The following is a 15,400-nucleotide window of genomic DNA, read 5'->3' on the forward strand; positions in this document are numbered from 1 at the left end:
CGCGGACCCGGTCCTAAAGGAGGGAAAGGAAGGACATACTGAAAAGTGTGGTGACCCGAATAGAAGAGGTGCCGACACGCCGGGCCGCCAACGTCGAGGCCCTCGACAGGGCCCGGCCGACCGGCTGACCGGCGGCTATGCCTTCGGTGCCACCTTGCTCAGGCCGTTGATGATCCGGTCCATCGCGTCGCCGCCCGTCGGGTCGGTGAGGTTGGCCAGGAGCTTCAGGGTGAATTTCATCAGCATCGGGTGGGTCAGGCCGCGCTGGGCCGCGATCTTCATGACCTTCGGGTTGCCGATGAGCTTCACGAAGGCGCGGCCCAGCGTGTAGTAGCCGCCGTAGGTGTCCTTCAGGACGCGCGGGTAGCGCTGGAGGGCGAGTTCGCGGCTCGCGGGCGTCGGGCGGGCGTGGGCCTGGACGATGACGTCGGCGGCGATCTGGCCGGACTCCATGGCGTAGGCGATGCCCTCGCCGTTGAAGGGGTTCACCAGGCCGCCGGCATCTCCGACCAGCAGCAGGCCCTTGGTGTAGTGCGGCTGGCGGTTGAAGGCCATGGGGAGGGCGGCGCCGCGGATCGGGCCGGTCATGTTCTCCGGGGTGTAGCCCCAGTCCTCCGGCATCGAGGCGCACCAGGCCTTCAGGACCTCGCGCCAGTCCAGTTCCTTGAAGGAGTCGGAGGTGTTGAGGACACCGAGGCCGACGTTCGACGTGCCGTCGCCCATGCCGAAGATCCAGCCGTAGCCGGGCAGGAGGCGGTCCTCGCCGGGGCCGCGGCGGTCCCACAGCTCCAGCCAGGACTCCAGGTAGTCGTCCTCGTGGCGGGGGCTTTCGAAGTACGTCCGTACGGCCACGCCCATCGGGCGGTCCTCGCGGCGGTGCAGGCCCATCGCCAGGGAGAGGCGGGTGGAGTTGCCGTCGGCGGCGACGACCAGCGGCGCGTGGAAGGTGACCTCGCGCTTCTCCTCGCCGAGCTTGGCGTGGACGCCGGTGATCCGGCCGGTGCGGTCGTCGATGATCGGGGCGCCGACGTTGCAGCGCTCGTGGAGGCGGGCGCCGGCTTTCTGGGCCTGGCGGGCGAGTTGCTCGTCGAAGTCGTCGCGCTTGCGGACGAGGCCGTAGTCGGGGAAGGAGGCGAGTTCCGGCCAGTCCAGCTGGAGGCGCACTCCGCCGCCGATGATCCGCAGGCCCTTGTTGCGCAGCCAGCCCGCTTCCTCGGAGATGTCGATGCCCATCGCCACGAGCTGTTTGGTCGCGCGCGGGGTCAGGCCGTCACCGCAGACCTTCTCCCTCGGGAACTCGGTCTTCTCCAGCAGGAGTACGTCGAGGCCGGACTTGGCCAGGTGATACGCCGTCGTGGAGCCGGCCGGCCCCGCGCCCACGACGATCACATCGGCGGTGTTCCCCGAGAGGGGCGAGGAGAGAGGTGAGGAGAGCGGCTCGGTCACGTCGGTCACGGCGGGATCTCCCCAAGTTCGAAATCTGTGTGCCGACCGGCACTGGACATGGGCAGTCTATTCAGCAGCATTGATCACCCGGCTGAAGGGCTGCCTCCGTGAACCGAGCTCTCCCTGTCGTACAGCTCCGTGTCCCCACCGACGAGGACGCCGTCGCCTGGCACCGGGTCTTCACCCACCCGGATGTCATGGAATTCCACGGGGGCAGGCCCGCGGAGCTGTCCGTCTACGAGGAGCTCACCGCCCGCCAGCGCCGGCACGACGCCGAGCGCGGGTACTGCCTGTGGACCATGCTCGACGAGAACGGGCAGGTCATGGGCTTCACCGGAGCCCAGCCGTGGGAACGGCCCTGGGGTCCCGCCGGAGAGATCGAGATCGGCTGGCGGCTCGGGCGGGAGTACTGGGGCAAGGGGTATGTCACGGCGGCCGCGCGGCTGACACTGGAGCGGGTGCGGGCGTCCGGGGTGCCGGGCGTGGTCGCCATGGTCGACGCCCGCAACGAGCGGTCGATCGCGGTGACACGGCGGCTGGGAATGCGCCTCGCGGAGGTGTTCGCCACGCCGGATGAGCGGCGCAAGGGCCACTGCTACCGGCTCGACCTGTAATCAGGAAGGCAGAACCCCACCTGGGTCACTCTCGGTAATCGACTGCTACAGAAAGGTACTTGCCGCTTCCGGACGGTACCCCCGGGCGGTTACCCTTCCAGTACCGCTGGGGGTGACATCTGTGCGCATAACACCCAAAACGCCCGAGGTGCGAGTGCCGAGACTCGTCGGACTGATGGCCATGGACGCGCGCGAGGCAGCGAAGTCGCACGGCCTGCTCCTCACGGCACCGGACCGGCCGGACTTCCATCGCACCGTCATCGACTACGTCGTACGCCAGTACCCGCAGCCCGGTGCCGAGGTGCCGCGGGACTCCTCTGTCTACGTCTGGTTCGACTTCGGCGAGGGCGAGGGCGGCGGAGGCGTGCGCGAGCCACGCGTCCCACGGCCGCCCTCGGGCGGGCTGGAGCGCGAGCTCGACGAGCCCGGCGACCCGTACCCCGTCGTCAGCTCGGCTTGAGCCCGGCGGTCAGCTCTGCTTGAAGCCCCGGTGCAGGGACACGACCCCGCCCGTCAGATTGCGCCAGGCGACCTTGGACCAGCCGGCCTTGCGCAGGTGCTCGGCGAGGGCCGGCTGGTCGGGCCAGGCTCGGATGGACTCGGCGAGGTAGACGTAGGCGTCGGGATTCGAGGACACCGCGCGCGCGACCGGGGGCAGGGCGCGCATCAGGTACTCGGTGTAGACGGTGCGGAAGGGCGCCCAGGTCGGGTGCGAGAACTCGCAGATCACGACCCGGCCGCCGGGCCGCGTCACCCGGTACATCTCGCGCAGGGCGGCGTCGTAGTCCTGGACGTTGCGCAGCCCGAAGGAGATCGTCACGGCGTCGAAGGTGTCGTCCTTGAACGGCAGCCTCGTCGCGTCGCCCGCCGTGAAGGGCAGCCAGGTGTGCTTGCGCTTGCCGACCTGGAGCATCCCGAGGGAGAAGTCGCAGGGGACGACGTATGCGCCGGTCTGCGCGAAGGGCAGCGAGGAGGTGGCCGTGCCGGCGGCCAGGTCGAGGATCTTCTGCGCGGGGCGCGCGTCGACGGCCTTGGCGACCTCCTTGCGCCATCTGCGGTCCTGGCCGAGCGACAGCACGTCGTTGGTCAGGTCGTACCGTTCCGCCACGTTGTCGAACATCGAGGCGACTTCGTGCGGCTGCTTGTCCAGGGATGCGCGGGTCACGGGCCCATTGTGGCAGTACGGCCTCACGGGACGAGCTTCGGCTTCTTCTTCCCGGCCACGTCCTCCACCCAGCCGCACAGCAGGACGAACACCGCGATCAGGATCCAGCCGACGCCGAACATGAACCACTGGCTCTCCAGCGGCAGGTACCTCTCGAACGCGGGCACGTTCCAGAACCGGTCGATCAGCGGGACGGCGAGGATCAGGGCGATCTCGTGCCAGAGGTAGATCGTCACCGCGCGCGCGTTGAAGACCGTGACGAGGCGGTCGGCGCGGCGGAAGCGGGTCAGCCGGCCGAAGTCGATGCGGAAGAAGTCCTTCGCGTACAGCAGCAGCGTCACATAGCCCGCCGACCAGAAGGCCTGGGCGAGCGGGATGTCGTCCAGGTCGTAGGAGCCCGTCTCGGCCTGGTGGGTGAAGGCGTACCAGCCGCCGTACGCGATCGCCGCGAGCGAGAGGGCGGCCACGGCGAAGGGCTTCAGGCGGCGCAGGACGCCGTCCCGGTGCGCGAAGCCGAGGATCCAGCAGAAGAGGAACGTGGCCAGGTCGGTCAGCGCGCTGCCGAAGCGGTCGTCCGGGGGCTCCCAGGCGAAGTGGAGAACCAGGATCGGGCCGAGCGACAGCAGCAGCACCGGTATCGGGGCCAGGCGGAACACCCTCAGCAGCAGCGGCGAGAGCAGGACGAACCAGAGGTACGTCCGCAGGTACCAGAGGATCTCCCAGGCCTGCCGGCCCCACGCGTTGCCCGGCGGGTCGCCCAGCGGCACGATCCAGTACACGATCTGCCAGCCCGGCATCCAGTCGTGGATCAGCATCGCCACGACCACGAAGAGGCCCCAGAACCAGAACGGCGGGAGCAGGCGTCGCAGTCGGCCGCGGACCACCTGGAGCGCCGGGCGCTCCAGGGACTTCGCCATCAGCGTGCCGGCCAGGGCGAACATGACCCCCATCGACGGGAAGACCATGCCCGCCCAGGCCCAGCCGAAGGTGTGGTAGGTGACGACGCGGACCAACGCGACCGCGCGGAGGGTGTCGAAGTAGCGGTCGCGGCCCGCCGGCCGAGGCGGCGGCTTCTCCTCCGCCGCCTCGGCCGCGGGAGCCCCGGCCCCCGTGTCCGGCTGCGGGTCCGGGGCCGGCTCCACCACGGGCAGCGCCGCCGTCCCCTCGACGCCGGCCTCCTGCCCGTGGTCCACGAGCTGCTGCGGATACGGCTGATCCCACACGTACTGCTGCGGTCGGCCGTACCCGTCGTAGCCGTACGGGACCTGAGGCTGCTGCCCGTCCCAGTAGCCGTAGCCGTTGTCCTGCGGGTACGCCTGGGGTTGGCCCTGCTGATACCCCTGCCCCTCCTGTCCCCAGCTCATCGGCTCACCCCCGCCGGTGTCCCGACCTCACCCGTCCGCTTCAGCTTCTGCCAGCGCAGGCGGCCGCCCGTCAGAGCGGTGACGCAGGAGTGGATGAGGACGAGGTACATCATCTGACGGTAGGCGAGTTGCTGGAGCGGCATCATCAGCAGGTAGCGGTACTTCTCGCGGTCCAGGCGGAAGGCGTACGCCGCGCACAGCAGCTGCACCCCGAGCACCGCGAGCCACGCCAGCAGGGCCGCCGTGAAGTCGACGAAGATCATCGAGTAGACGGTGAACACGTCGATGAGGGGCGCGAAGACCGGCGTGACGATCTGGAAGATGACGACCAGCGGCATGCCGACCCGGCCGAAGCGGCCCGAAGGGCCCTTGTCCGTGAGGGACTTGCGGTGCTTCCACAGCGCCTGCATGGTGCCGTAGGACCAGCGGTAGCGCTGGGACCACAGCTGCTTCAGCGAGCCCGGCGCCTCGGTCCACGCGCGCGCGTGCTCCTGGTAGACGACCCGCCAGCCCGCGCGGTGCATGGCGATGGTGATGTCGGTGTCCTCGGCGAGGGTGTCCTCGCTCATGCCGCCGACCCCCAGGACCGCCTCGCGGCGGAACGCGCCGATCGCGCCGGGGATGGTGGGCATGCAGCGCAGCAGGTCGTACATACGGCGGTCGAGGTTGAAGCCCATCACGTACTCGATGTGCTGCCAGGCGCCGATGACGGTGTCGCGGTTGCCGACCTTGGCGTTGCCGGCGACCGCGCCCACCTCGGGGTCCGCGAAGGGCTGCACCAGCTGCCGCACCGCGTCGGGCTCGAAGACCGTGTCGCCGTCCATCATCACGACGATGTCGTGACTGGCGCTGCGCACACCGTTGTTGAGCGCGGCCGGCTTGCCCGCGTTCTCCTGGCGGATGACGCGGACGTTGTCCATGCCGAGTTCGCGGGCCGCGTCGCGCGCGATCTCGGACGTACCGTCGGTGGAACCGTCGTCGACCACGATGATCTCGATCGGATGCGTGCTCTTCGCCAGCGATTGGAGGGTGTTGGCGATGCACTCCTTCTCGTTGTACGCCGGGACGATCACGCTCACCGGCTGGTGGACGGGTGGTCCCCAGCTGAAGCGGCGTCTGTTGCGCTGCCGGTAGTGGCGGCGGGCGAGGATCAGCATCATGCCGAAGCGGCCCAGGACGGCGACACCGACGACCATGAGGCCGACCGACAGCACCGGGACCGCCCATTCGGCGACGGCGACGGCCCCGACCATGGCCTTGCCCTCGTAGAGGGTCGCGCCGGTGGCCTCGCGGTGGGCGGCCTGGAGGTTCGAGGTTGCCGCACCGGCCTGCCCGTCAGGGCCCTGCTGCGGCTGACCGCCGGGCTGCTGACCGCCCGCCTGCTGACCGTTCGCCTGCTGACCGCCCGCCTGCTGGCCGTTCGCCGCCTCCTCCTCCTGGATGGCGCCGCTGATCGTGGTGAAGGTGTAGCCCTTCGCCTTCATCTTCTCGATGTACGTCGGCAGCGCCTTGATCGTCTGCGAGCGCTCGCCGCCCGCGTCGTGGAAGAGGACGGACGCGCCCTCGCCGTCCTCCGGCGTCGCCCACTTGATGATCTTCGAGACACCGGGGCGTTTCCAGTCGTCGCTGTCGGTGTCGACGAAGACGCTGGTGTAGCCGTCCTCACCGAGCTTCTTGTAGACGGGCCAGCTGTAGTTGTCGATGGCGTCCGTCTCCGAGGAGTAGGGCGCGCGGAACAGCGTGGTCGTGATGCCGGCCGCACCCGCGAGCGCCAACTGGGTCTGCTGCATCTCACGGTTGACGCGGGCGTCGCTCTGGTAGGAGAGGTCGACGTGCGTGAAGGTGTGGATGCCCACCTCGTTGCCCTGCTCGACCAGGTCCGCGACGATCCCCGGGTAGCGCGAGACCATCGAGCCGACCACGAAGAACGTGGCGGGGATGTCGTACTTCTGGAGGACCTTCAGGACCTGGGGCGTCCAGGTGGGGTTCGGACCGTCGTCGAAGGTGAGCGCGATCGTCTTGTCCGGGACGGAGACGGTGGTGGCCTGGCCGCCCCGGAAGGTGAGGATCGGCCCGCCGTCGAGGATCTTGTCGGGCACCGCGGTGGAGCTGGCCCCGGTCCGCACCCGCTGGTCGCCGCCGACCTCGGCGCGCAGATAGCCGTCGAGCAGCATGACGCTGGTCAGCGCGAGGAGGAGCAGCAGGGCCAGGATGACCCGGGGTTTCTGAAGGGCCGCGGCCTTGCCCGCCGCCCGCTGGATGCGGGAGGGGGCACGGCGGCGGCGACGTGAGGGCGTCGTCGTGGTCATGAGTGGGGCTGCGCTCCGGTCAGTTGGCGGCCGCGGCGGGCGATGCGGAGGTGGACGGGGCGGAGGCCCCCGAGGGCGGCGCCGAAGGGGTGCCGCTGGGCGGGGCGACCGGGTCGCCGATGCCGCCCTGGGGCTGGTTGCCCGGGCCCCCGCCGCCGGGGCCGCCCCGGCCGTTCGCGAACGGCAGCAGCTCGGACGGGGTCAGCGAGGTGCCGAAGCCCATGAAGGCCATGCCCAGCACGACCGCGTACCCGAGACAGGCGACGCCGACCAGGATGCCGAGACGACGCAGCAGCTTGGAGCGACGTCCGGAGTTGTCAACGAACACGGGCCCCTCGGCGGACCCGTTGCCGCGTTTGCGGCGGCGACCGCGCACAGCGGGCTGGGCGGCGCGGTTTTCGATGGCAGGCTCGGAATGCATTCCCCGGACAGTAGGGAGCCTTTATGTGCCGACTACTCTGTTCTTCATGTGAGAAGCCCATGAGAAACGCCTTAACCTGTCCGTTCCCTGAGAGTTTCGGCGAACTCCTGCTGCACTTCACAGTCATGTGAAAGGAGTTGGAGGCCCAGGTCCCGAATGAGTGTGAGAGATTTCCACCCGGAATACGTACTGGGCTTTCGGCCCGAAACAGAAATCACGAAAGCGGGTACATACGCGATGCGGAGTTTCCTGACGGCGACGGCCGGGCTCACCTGCATGTTCGCTCTGGCCGTCACGGGGTGCTCCGCGGGCTCCGACGACACGACGGACGCGGCGCCCGCGGCCCCGGAGCAGCCCGGCACGTCGCCCTCAGCGTCGGCCTCCGAAACGGCCTCGTCGGGCACGGCGTACGCCCCCTACGTCAGCTCGACCGAGGCCTCCGACAACGACTCGGCAGGCTCCCCGGCGACGTACAACCTGGCCTTCGTGATCTCGGACGGCAGTGACTGCACCCCCAGGTGGAACGGCACGACCGCGATCGCCGACTCGGCCACGAAGTCCCGTATCGCCAAGCTCACCCAGGGCGGCGCCGGCGTCCGGGTCTCCTTCGGCGGCGCCTCCGGCGAGGAGCTGGCGGCGAGTTGTGACAGCGCGTCCGAACTGGCCGAGGCGTACGGGAAGGCGCTGGACGCGGCGGGTTCCACCCAGGCCGACTTCGACATCGAGGGCGAGGAGCTGACCGACTCCGACTCGGTGGACCTGCGTTCCGAGGCGATCGCGCTGCTCCAGAAGGAGCGCGGCGACCTCGAAGTCTCCTTCACGCTGCCCGTGATGCCGTCCGGGCTCGACGCCGACGGCGTGGCGCTGCTGGAGTCCGCCAACGAGCACGACGTCCAGGTCTCCACCGTCAACATCATGACGATGAACTACGGCGAGTCGTACGCCGGCGACATGGGCGACTACGCCCTCACCTCCGCCAAGGCCGCGCACACCCAGCTGAAGAAGCTCTTCGGCACGTCGGACGCCACGGCGTGGCAGGCGATGGCGTTGACGTCGATGCTCGGCGTGAACGATGTGGACAACGAGACGTTCACTCTGGATGACGCGGCGCAGGTGCGGGAGTTCGCCGAGGAAAAGGGGATCGGGTGGGTTTCCATGTGGGCGACGTTCCGGGACCGGCAGTGTGACGACGGGTCCTCTTCGAATGACGCGCTGACGAATTGCAGCGGAGTCGATCAGGAGGACGGGGCGTTCGCGGAGGCGTTTTCGGGGTGAGCCTTTTGGGGCACGCACTCACCGTCGGCGATACACCAACCGTCCGTCCACCACCGTCGCCACACACGTGTCGGCACCGCGCTCGGCCAGTTCCGCCTCGTCCCGTACGTCGAACACCGCGAACCGGGCCGCGGAGTGACGCTCCCTCGGCTCGGTGAACTCCACCGGAATTCCGGAGGCGTACGGGTCGAGGGCGGGTGTCCCACCCGGGCGTCCCAGGCGGCCCATGGCCAGGCGGGAGCGGTGCAGGGCGTCCCGCACCGCGCGGTTGTGCAGTTCCTCGCAGGCCACCCGGACCGTGCCGTGCGCCAGCATCCGCTGGAGCGCCCGCCGGGCGCTGGCCCCCCAGCGGGCGTCGTCCATGGCAAGCCCCGCCAGGGCCTCCCCGGTCAGCGGCTCGGTGCCCAGTTCGTCGGCCTCGCGGGGATCGGGGTGGTACGCCTGCTCCAGCAGTTCGTTGCCGTGGAGGTTGATCAGTCCGGGCGTGAGGATGCCCGGCCAGTGCCGCACCCGCGCCTGCGGATGGGCCGCGACCAGATCCGCCAGCTGTCCCGCGTCGGCGACCCACGCGCCCTTCACGACGAGCGCATGGCCCCTGGAGTCCGCGTGGATCGTCAGCACGGGCAGGTCAGTTGGAGGCGAGGAGCTTCAGCTCGGGATGCGCGGTCCCGCCCTCGATCGCCGTCGAGGAGATGTGGGACGCGACCCGCTCGTCGACGGGGTCGTTCGCCGGGTCGTCGTGCACCACGATGTGCTCGTACGTCGTGGTCCGCTGGGCCGGCACCCGCCCCGCCTTGCGGATCAGGTCGATGATCTCCATCCGGTTGGAGCGGTGCTTGGCACCGGCGGAGGAGACGACGTTCTCCTCCAGCATGATCGAGCCGAGGTCGTCCGCGCCGTAGTGCAGCGACAGCTGGCCGACCTCCTTGCCGGTGGTCAGCCAGGAGCCCTGGATATGGGCGATGTTGTCCATGAAGAGCCGCCCGATGGCGATCATCCGCAGGTACTCGAAGATCGTGGCCTGGGTACGGCCCTTCAGGTGGTTGTTCTCGGGCTGGTAGGTGTACGGGATGAAGGCCCGGAAGCCGCCCGTGCGGTCCTGGACATCACGGATCATCCGCAGGTGCTCGATGCGCTCGGCGTTGGTCTCGCCCGTGCCCATCAGCATGGTCGACGTCGACTCGACACCGAGGTTGTGCGCGGCCTCCATGATCTCCAGCCAGCGCTCACCGCTCTCCTTCAGCGGGGCGATGGCCTTGCGCGGCCGCTCCGGGAGCAGTTCGGCACCGGCGCCCGCGAAGGAGTCGAGGCCGGCCTCGTGGATCCGGGTGATGGCCTCTTCCACGCTCACCTTGGAGATCCGGGCCATGTGCTCGACCTCGCTCGCCCCCAGGCTGTGGATGACGAGCTGCGGGAACTCCTTCTTGATGGCGGCGAAGTGCGTCTCGTAGTACTCGACGCCGTAGTCCGGGTGGTGACCGCCCTGGAACATGATCTGCGTACCGCCGAGCTCGACGGTCTCGGCGCAGCGCCGCAGGATGTCGTCCAGGTCGCGGGTCCAGCCCTTGGCCTTGTCCTTGGGGGCCGCGTAGAAGGCGCAGAACTTGCACGCCGTGACGCACACGTTCGTGTAGTTGATGTTGCGCTCGATGATGTACGTGGCGATGTGCTCGGTGCCCGCGTACCTGCGGCGGCGTACGGCGTCGGCGGCGGCGCCCAGCGCGTGCAGCGGGGCGTCGCGGTAGAGGTCGAGCGCTTCCTCGGGGGTGATGCGTCCGCCCGCTGCGGCACGGTCGAGGACGGACTGAAGGTCGGCCTTCTCGGTCACCGGGGCGTCCCTTTCGTCAAGGGGTTGGACGGACCGAACCAGCCTACGCCAGCCCCTTCGAGCGGCGGACCTCAGGCCACGCCCCCCTCACGGCGCCCCCCGCCCCGCCCCGCCCCGCTCACGCCGCGTAGGCGCCGATCAGCAGCCCCACGAACGCCCCGGCGAGCAGGAACGGCCCGAACGGGATCGCCGTCTTGCGCCCGGCCCTGCGCAGGATCACCAGCCCCCAGCCGTAGAGCGTCCCGAAGAGGAACCCGGCGAAGGTGCCGAGCATCACCGTCGACCAGCCGTACCAGCCCAGCACCGCCCCCACCCCGAGCGCCAGCTTCACGTCGCCGAAGCCCATGCCGCCGGGATTGACGAGCCACAGCACGTAGTAGCCGGCGCCGAGCGCGAGCGTGGCCCACAGGGCGGTGGACCAGTCACCCGCGTGCTCGGGGACGAGGGCGACCAGGCCGAGCAGTGCGGGCGCGGCGACCGCGAGCGTGAGGGTCAGCGGGTCGGGCAGCCGCCGTACCCGGAAGTCGACGACCGTGAGCAGCACCCCCACGGGCGCCAGCAGCAGCCAGACGGCCAGCTCGGGCCGGGTGTCGGTAGCGGCGGCGAGGGCGGCGCAGACGAGGGCCGTGGCGGCGGCGAGCCTCGGTGCGCCGGGGCCGTACGGCGGCGTACCGGCCTCGCACCGCCCGCACCGGGCCGGCCCGACGAGGCGCCCGATCGGGTGCCCGGCGGGACACCGGTCCCGCCACCCCGCCTCCTCGTCCTGCACGGAGAACCGATGGGCGGCCCGCGGCAGCAGGAACGCCCCCGCCGCCGCACCCCACAGCGCGGCGACGAGAACCAGCAGACCCGTGCTCATCAGACGGCCGGCAACCCGTAGATGTCCGGGCCGTTCGTCACCATCAGACGGTTGCCGGCCAGGGCGACCTGCCAGGAGGCGCCGTGGTCCTTGCTGACGGTGAAGGTCCAGCGCAGCTTGCCGGACCTGGACTGGAGGGCGACCACGCCGCCGTCCAGAGAGCCGGTCGCGCCGTAGAGGGTGGTGCCGGCCTTCCGGAACGTCTCCGGGCCCTCGACGTCGAGTTCGTCGCAGAGCCAGATCCGCTTGCCGGTCTTCACGTTCACGGCCCAGACGCCGTCGTCGTAGTCGCTCGCGTAGAGGACGCCGTCGATGACGGTCGGGTTCTTGAAGCCGCGGCGGCCGTTCGGGCCCAGCGTCCAGACGGTGGTGCCCGTGTCCGCGTCCACGGCCCTGAGCTTGTCGCCCGGCAGGAAGACCAGCCCGTTCGCGACCGTGGGCCGCCAACTCCAGTCGTCACCGATCTTCTTGGTCCACAGCTGCCGGCCCGTGGCGGTGTCCCGGACGGTGAGGTTGAACTTGGAGTCCGTGTAGACGAGGTACTTGCCGACGGCCGTGCCCTGCACGTCGTAGTCGTCGGTGCCCCAGTCGCGCCGCTGCACCCACGCCGTCTTCCCGGTGGTGTGGCTGATCGCGGCGACCGCCGTGCGGTAGTCGGTGGCGCTCTTGGAGTCGCCGTAGTCGGTCGCCGTGACGTACACGTTCCGCTCGTCGATGGCGAGCGGGTCCTCGACGCTCAGCTGCTTGCCCAGCCTGCTGCGCCAGGCTTCCTTGCCGGTCGTGACGTCGTGGGCGACGAGTACGCCGTCGTAGTCGCCGTCGGCCAGGAACACCTTGCCGCCGTGGAAGAGCAGCGGAGCGCCGGGGCGGCAGATCTCCGGCCTGGACCAGCGGGGCTTGCCCGTCCGCACGTCGTACGCCACCAGCGGGTCGCCGCTGACCAGGAGCAGGCCGTCGTGGACGAGGAGCGGTACGTCCGGGTTGGTGCTGTCCTCCGCCACGGTCCTGCGCCACAGCGGCTGGGGGGCGACTCCGGCGGGCGGGGTCGTGAAGTTCTCCGCGGCGGGCCGGGCGGCACCGCCCGCGCCGCTGTCCCCCGTCGCTCCGCCGGACGCCTCGGTCTCCCGCCCCAGCCACAGCGCCGTGCCCCCGCCCACCACCGCGACCGCCGCCGCACCGCCGAGCGCGAGGCCGAGGGCACGACGGCGGGAGGGGGCGGCGTCGGAACCGGCCCGGGGAGAGCCCAGTTGGACCGTGCCGGGCTGCGGGGTGTCTGGGCCGGGGCCGGGCGGATAGCCGTATCCCGGAGCAGGGGTGCCATGACCCGGCACCGGCGCCCCCGCCGTCGGCACGCCCATCGCCGGCGCCGGCCCGAAGGAAGCCGCCTCCCGCGGCTGCTCCGGCGCCTCCAGATCCAGGATCCCCGCCGCGTGCGTGGCGATGGTCGACGCGACCGCCGACGGCAGCCAGTCGCTCAGCACGCCTTCGACACCCTGCGGCGCGAGGGCCGCGACGATCTCGGCGGGCGCCGGGCGCTGCGCCGGGTCCTTCAGCAGACAGGCCCGGATGAGGCCGAGGAGCGACGGCGGTACGTCCGCCAGGTCCGGCTCTCCGTGGACGACCTGGTAGAGCAGCGCCGCGTGCGAGGCGGCACCGTCGCCGAAGGCGCTGCGGCCGGTCGCGGCGAAGGCCAGTACCGCGCCCAGCGAGAAGACGTCACCGGCCGGCCCCACGTCCTGCCCCGTGGCCTGCTCCGGCGGCATGTAGCCGGGCGAGCCGACCACGACTCCCGTCTGCGTCATACGGCTTCCGTCCACCGCACGCGCGATGCCGAAGTCGATGACCCGCGGCGCGTCGGCGGCCAGCAGGACGTTCGAGGGCTTGAGGTCGCGGTGGATCAGGCCCGCCGCGTGGACCTCCTGGAGGGCGGCCGCGAGCCCCGCTCCCAGCGCGCGGACCGTGCGCTCCGGCAGCGCACCGTGCGCGGCGACCACGTCGGTGAGGTCGGGACCGAGAACGTACGCCGTCGCCAGCCACGGCAGCGCGGCGTCCGGGTCGGCGTCCACGACGGGGGCCGTGTAGCGGCCGGAGACCGCCCTGGCTATGTCGACCTCGTGCCGGAACCGTTCCCGGAAGCCGGCGTCCGCCGCCAGGTCCGGGCGGACCACCTTGACGGCGACGGTGCGGCCGCCGGGAGAGCGGGCCAGATAGACGCGCCCCATGCCACCGGCCCCGAGCCTGCCCAGCAGTCGGTACCGGCCCAACTCCCCGGGATCGTCCGGTTGCAGTGTCTCCATGGTGGGCCTCCCCCGTCGGCGTGCTCGCGTGAGCAGACACAGTAGTAAGCGCGGCCAGGGGAGTTGTCACCGCTCCTCGGTCTCGGGCCCCCGCTACTCGACCTTGGACAACCGCGCCTCGGGGTTCCCCTCCGCGTCGCTCTCCGAGCTGTAGACCAGGTCGTCGCCGGTCGGCGTGATCCGGACGGTGTGCGGTTTCGGGTTGCAGCCGGCGTGGTTGGTCTCGCGGCCCACGGACGTCACGACGAGTTCCTTCGCCGTCACCTTCTTCAGGGTCAGTACGTCGTTGCAGGCGAGGCCGAGCAGGTCCGTCGCCCGCAGGGTGCCCACCTCCGCGCCCACGTCGGCCTTGTGCACGGTCAGCCGGAAGGTGCCGGCCGGCACGGCACCGCCCAGGGCGTTGGCCTCGCCCTCCCAGGTGCCCAGGTAGCGGGCTGGTACGGAGCTCCCCGCCGGCGCGGTCGAGGCGTCCTTGCCCGGCGCTTCGGAGGAGGCGGCGTCGGAACCGGCGTTGGTGTCGCGGCCCCCGCCCGGCAACAGCTCGAACACGAACACGGAACCCACCGTCACCGCGGCCAACGCCCCCGCCACCGCGAGCGCCACGGTGCAGCTCATCCTGCGCCCCCGACCGCCCTCCCCGGGCGTCGAGGCCGCCGCGACCGAGAGGGAGAGCTTCCCGGGCGGCCGGCCGCCGGAAGCGGGGGGCGTGTCCTGCGGCACGGCATCGCGCGGCTCGGGTACCCCGGGGGCGACGGAGGGCCGCACGGGCACGGACGCGTCACTCACCGCCGCGCCACTCGCCGACATCACGGGCATCGCGGGCATCACCGGCGGCGGCCCGAACTCCCCCACCGTCGCCGGCCGGCTGAACGCCACCGGCCCCGAGGCGACGTCCGCCGCCGTGTCGACCGCGTCCAGGTTCAGCAGCCGCACCGCACTACGGCTGACCTGCTCGACCAGCCCGCCCGGCAGCCATCCGCCCGCCACCAGCCGGGCCGCCCCGTCCGGAGCGAGCCGCCGCCCCAGCTCACCCGGCGTGGGCCGGGCAGCCGGGTCCTTGGCCAGGCATGCCTCCACCAGTTCCCGCACCTCGCCGTCCAGCGGGCCGAGTTCGGGCTCCTCGTGCACGACCTTGTACAGCAGCGCGGCCGACGAGTCCCCGGAGAACGGCGGCGCTCCGGTCGCCGCGCACGCCAGCACCGCGCCCAGCGAGAAGACGTCCGCCGCGCCCGTGATGCCCTTGCCCAGGATCTGTTCGGGCGACATGTAGCCGGGGGAACCGATGGAGACGCCGGTCGACGTCAGGGACGCCGTGCCGTCCGTGGCCCGCGCGATGCCGAAGTCGATCAACAGGGGCCCGTCCAGCGTCAGCAGGACGTTCGACGGCTTCACGTCCCGGTGCACAAGGCCCAGTTCGTGCACGGCCGCCAGCGCCTCGGCCAGCCCCGCCCCCAGCGCTCGTACGGAAGGGGACGGCAGCGCACCCGAGTCCGTGACCGCGGCCGACAGCGAGGGGCCGGCCGCGTACCCCGTGGCCACCCACGGCACCGCCGCCTCCGGGTCCGCGTCCAGCACGGGCGCCGTCCACGAGCCGCCCACCCGCCGCGCCGACTCCACCTCCCGGCGGAAGCGGGCGCGGAACTCCTCGTCCAGCGCGAAGTGCGGATGCACGATCTTGACGGCGACCGTGCGACCGCCCGCGCTGCGCCCCAGGTACACCCGCCCCATGCCACCGGAGCCGAGCCGGCCGAGCAGCCGGTACGGCCCGATGACGGTGGGCTCGTCAACTCCGAGCGGCTGCATCGGCGTCCACCCTTCCCCC

Annotated in this window: 13 protein-coding genes; 3 read left to right on the plus strand and 10 right to left on the minus strand. The window is 71.1% G+C overall.

Annotated elements, in window-relative coordinates; genetic code table 11:
* Positions 1-135: 135 nt before the first annotated feature.
* Complete coding sequence (locus tag ACFU95_RS01860) at positions 136-1,455, minus strand: geranylgeranyl reductase family protein (protein ID WP_383820234.1); 1,320 nt, start codon at positions 1,453-1,455, stop codon at positions 136-138.
* A gap of 98 nt (positions 1,456-1,553) precedes the next feature.
* Here ACFU95_RS01860 and ACFU95_RS01865 point away from each other — a divergent pair, with 98 nt between their 5' ends.
* Both ACFU95_RS01865 and ACFU95_RS01870 read left to right on the plus strand, forming a co-directional pair.
* Positions 1,554-2,060 carry a GNAT family N-acetyltransferase gene (locus ACFU95_RS01865; protein WP_383820236.1) on the plus strand — a complete coding sequence of 169 codons (507 nt, stop codon included), beginning with the start codon at positions 1,554-1,556 and terminating at the stop codon, positions 2,058-2,060.
* Between the two features lie 148 nt (positions 2,061-2,208).
* A complete protein-coding gene (locus tag ACFU95_RS01870; protein WP_383820238.1) occupies positions 2,209-2,520 on the plus strand; it encodes a PASTA domain-containing protein in 312 nt (103 codons plus the stop codon).
* A gap of 9 nt (positions 2,521-2,529) precedes the next feature.
* Here the strand turns inward: ACFU95_RS01870 and ACFU95_RS01875 are convergent, their stop codons facing one another.
* From ACFU95_RS01875 to ACFU95_RS01890, 4 genes are read right to left on the minus strand one after another with little or no spacing between them, the layout of a single operon-like run.
* Positions 2,530-3,225 carry a demethylmenaquinone methyltransferase gene (locus ACFU95_RS01875; RefSeq protein ID WP_383820241.1) on the minus strand — a complete coding sequence of 232 codons (696 nt, stop codon included), beginning with the start codon at positions 3,223-3,225 and terminating at the stop codon, positions 2,530-2,532.
* A gap of 23 nt (positions 3,226-3,248) precedes the next feature.
* Entirely contained in the window at positions 3,249-4,589 is a 1,341-nt protein-coding gene (locus ACFU95_RS01880) for an acyltransferase (protein WP_383820243.1), read from the minus strand.
* On the minus strand, positions 4,586-6,898 hold the full coding sequence (locus ACFU95_RS01885; RefSeq protein ID WP_383820245.1) for a bifunctional polysaccharide deacetylase/glycosyltransferase family 2 protein: 2,313 nt from the start codon (positions 6,896-6,898) through the stop codon (positions 4,586-4,588). The genes ACFU95_RS01880 and ACFU95_RS01885 overlap by 4 nt, the downstream gene beginning before the upstream one ends.
* A 19-nt stretch (positions 6,899-6,917) precedes the next feature.
* Entirely contained in the window at positions 6,918-7,319 is a 402-nt protein-coding gene (locus tag ACFU95_RS01890) for a hypothetical protein (protein ID WP_383820248.1), read from the minus strand.
* 237 nt (positions 7,320-7,556) lie between these two features.
* On the opposite strand from ACFU95_RS01890, the gene ACFU95_RS01895 reads away from it, so the two are divergent.
* Positions 7,557-8,594, plus strand: a complete 1,038-nt coding sequence (locus ACFU95_RS01895) for a chitinase (RefSeq protein WP_383820251.1) — start codon at positions 7,557-7,559, stop codon at positions 8,592-8,594.
* Between the two features lie 18 nt (positions 8,595-8,612).
* Here the strand turns inward: ACFU95_RS01895 and ACFU95_RS01900 are convergent, their stop codons facing one another.
* The 5 genes from ACFU95_RS01900 to ACFU95_RS01920 form a co-directional block, all read right to left on the minus strand.
* A complete protein-coding gene (locus ACFU95_RS01900; protein ID WP_383820253.1) occupies positions 8,613-9,215 on the minus strand; it encodes a hypothetical protein in 603 nt (200 codons plus the stop codon).
* A gap of 7 nt (positions 9,216-9,222) precedes the next feature.
* Positions 9,223-10,422: a cyclic dehypoxanthinyl futalosine synthase gene (mqnC, locus tag ACFU95_RS01905; RefSeq protein ID WP_383820255.1), complete on the minus strand. Its 1,200-nt coding sequence runs from the start codon at positions 10,420-10,422 to the stop codon at positions 9,223-9,225.
* A 118-nt stretch (positions 10,423-10,540) separates the two neighbouring features.
* Complete coding sequence (locus tag ACFU95_RS01910) at positions 10,541-11,281, minus strand: prepilin peptidase (RefSeq protein ID WP_383820257.1); 741 nt, start codon at positions 11,279-11,281, stop codon at positions 10,541-10,543.
* On the minus strand, positions 11,281-13,578 hold the full coding sequence (locus ACFU95_RS01915; protein WP_383820260.1) for a serine/threonine-protein kinase: 2,298 nt from the start codon (positions 13,576-13,578) through the stop codon (positions 11,281-11,283). Before ACFU95_RS01915 ends, ACFU95_RS01910 begins: the two co-directional genes overlap by 1 nt.
* A gap of 93 nt (positions 13,579-13,671) precedes the next feature.
* Positions 13,672-15,381 (minus strand): serine/threonine-protein kinase, encoded by a 1,710-nt coding sequence (locus ACFU95_RS01920; RefSeq protein WP_383820262.1) that lies wholly within the window; start codon positions 15,379-15,381, stop codon positions 13,672-13,674.
* Positions 15,382-15,400 lie beyond the last annotated feature (19 nt).

This window comes from Streptomyces sp. NPDC057623, assembly GCF_042800355.1.
Lineage (GTDB): Bacteria > Actinomycetota > Actinomycetes > Streptomycetales > Streptomycetaceae > Streptomyces.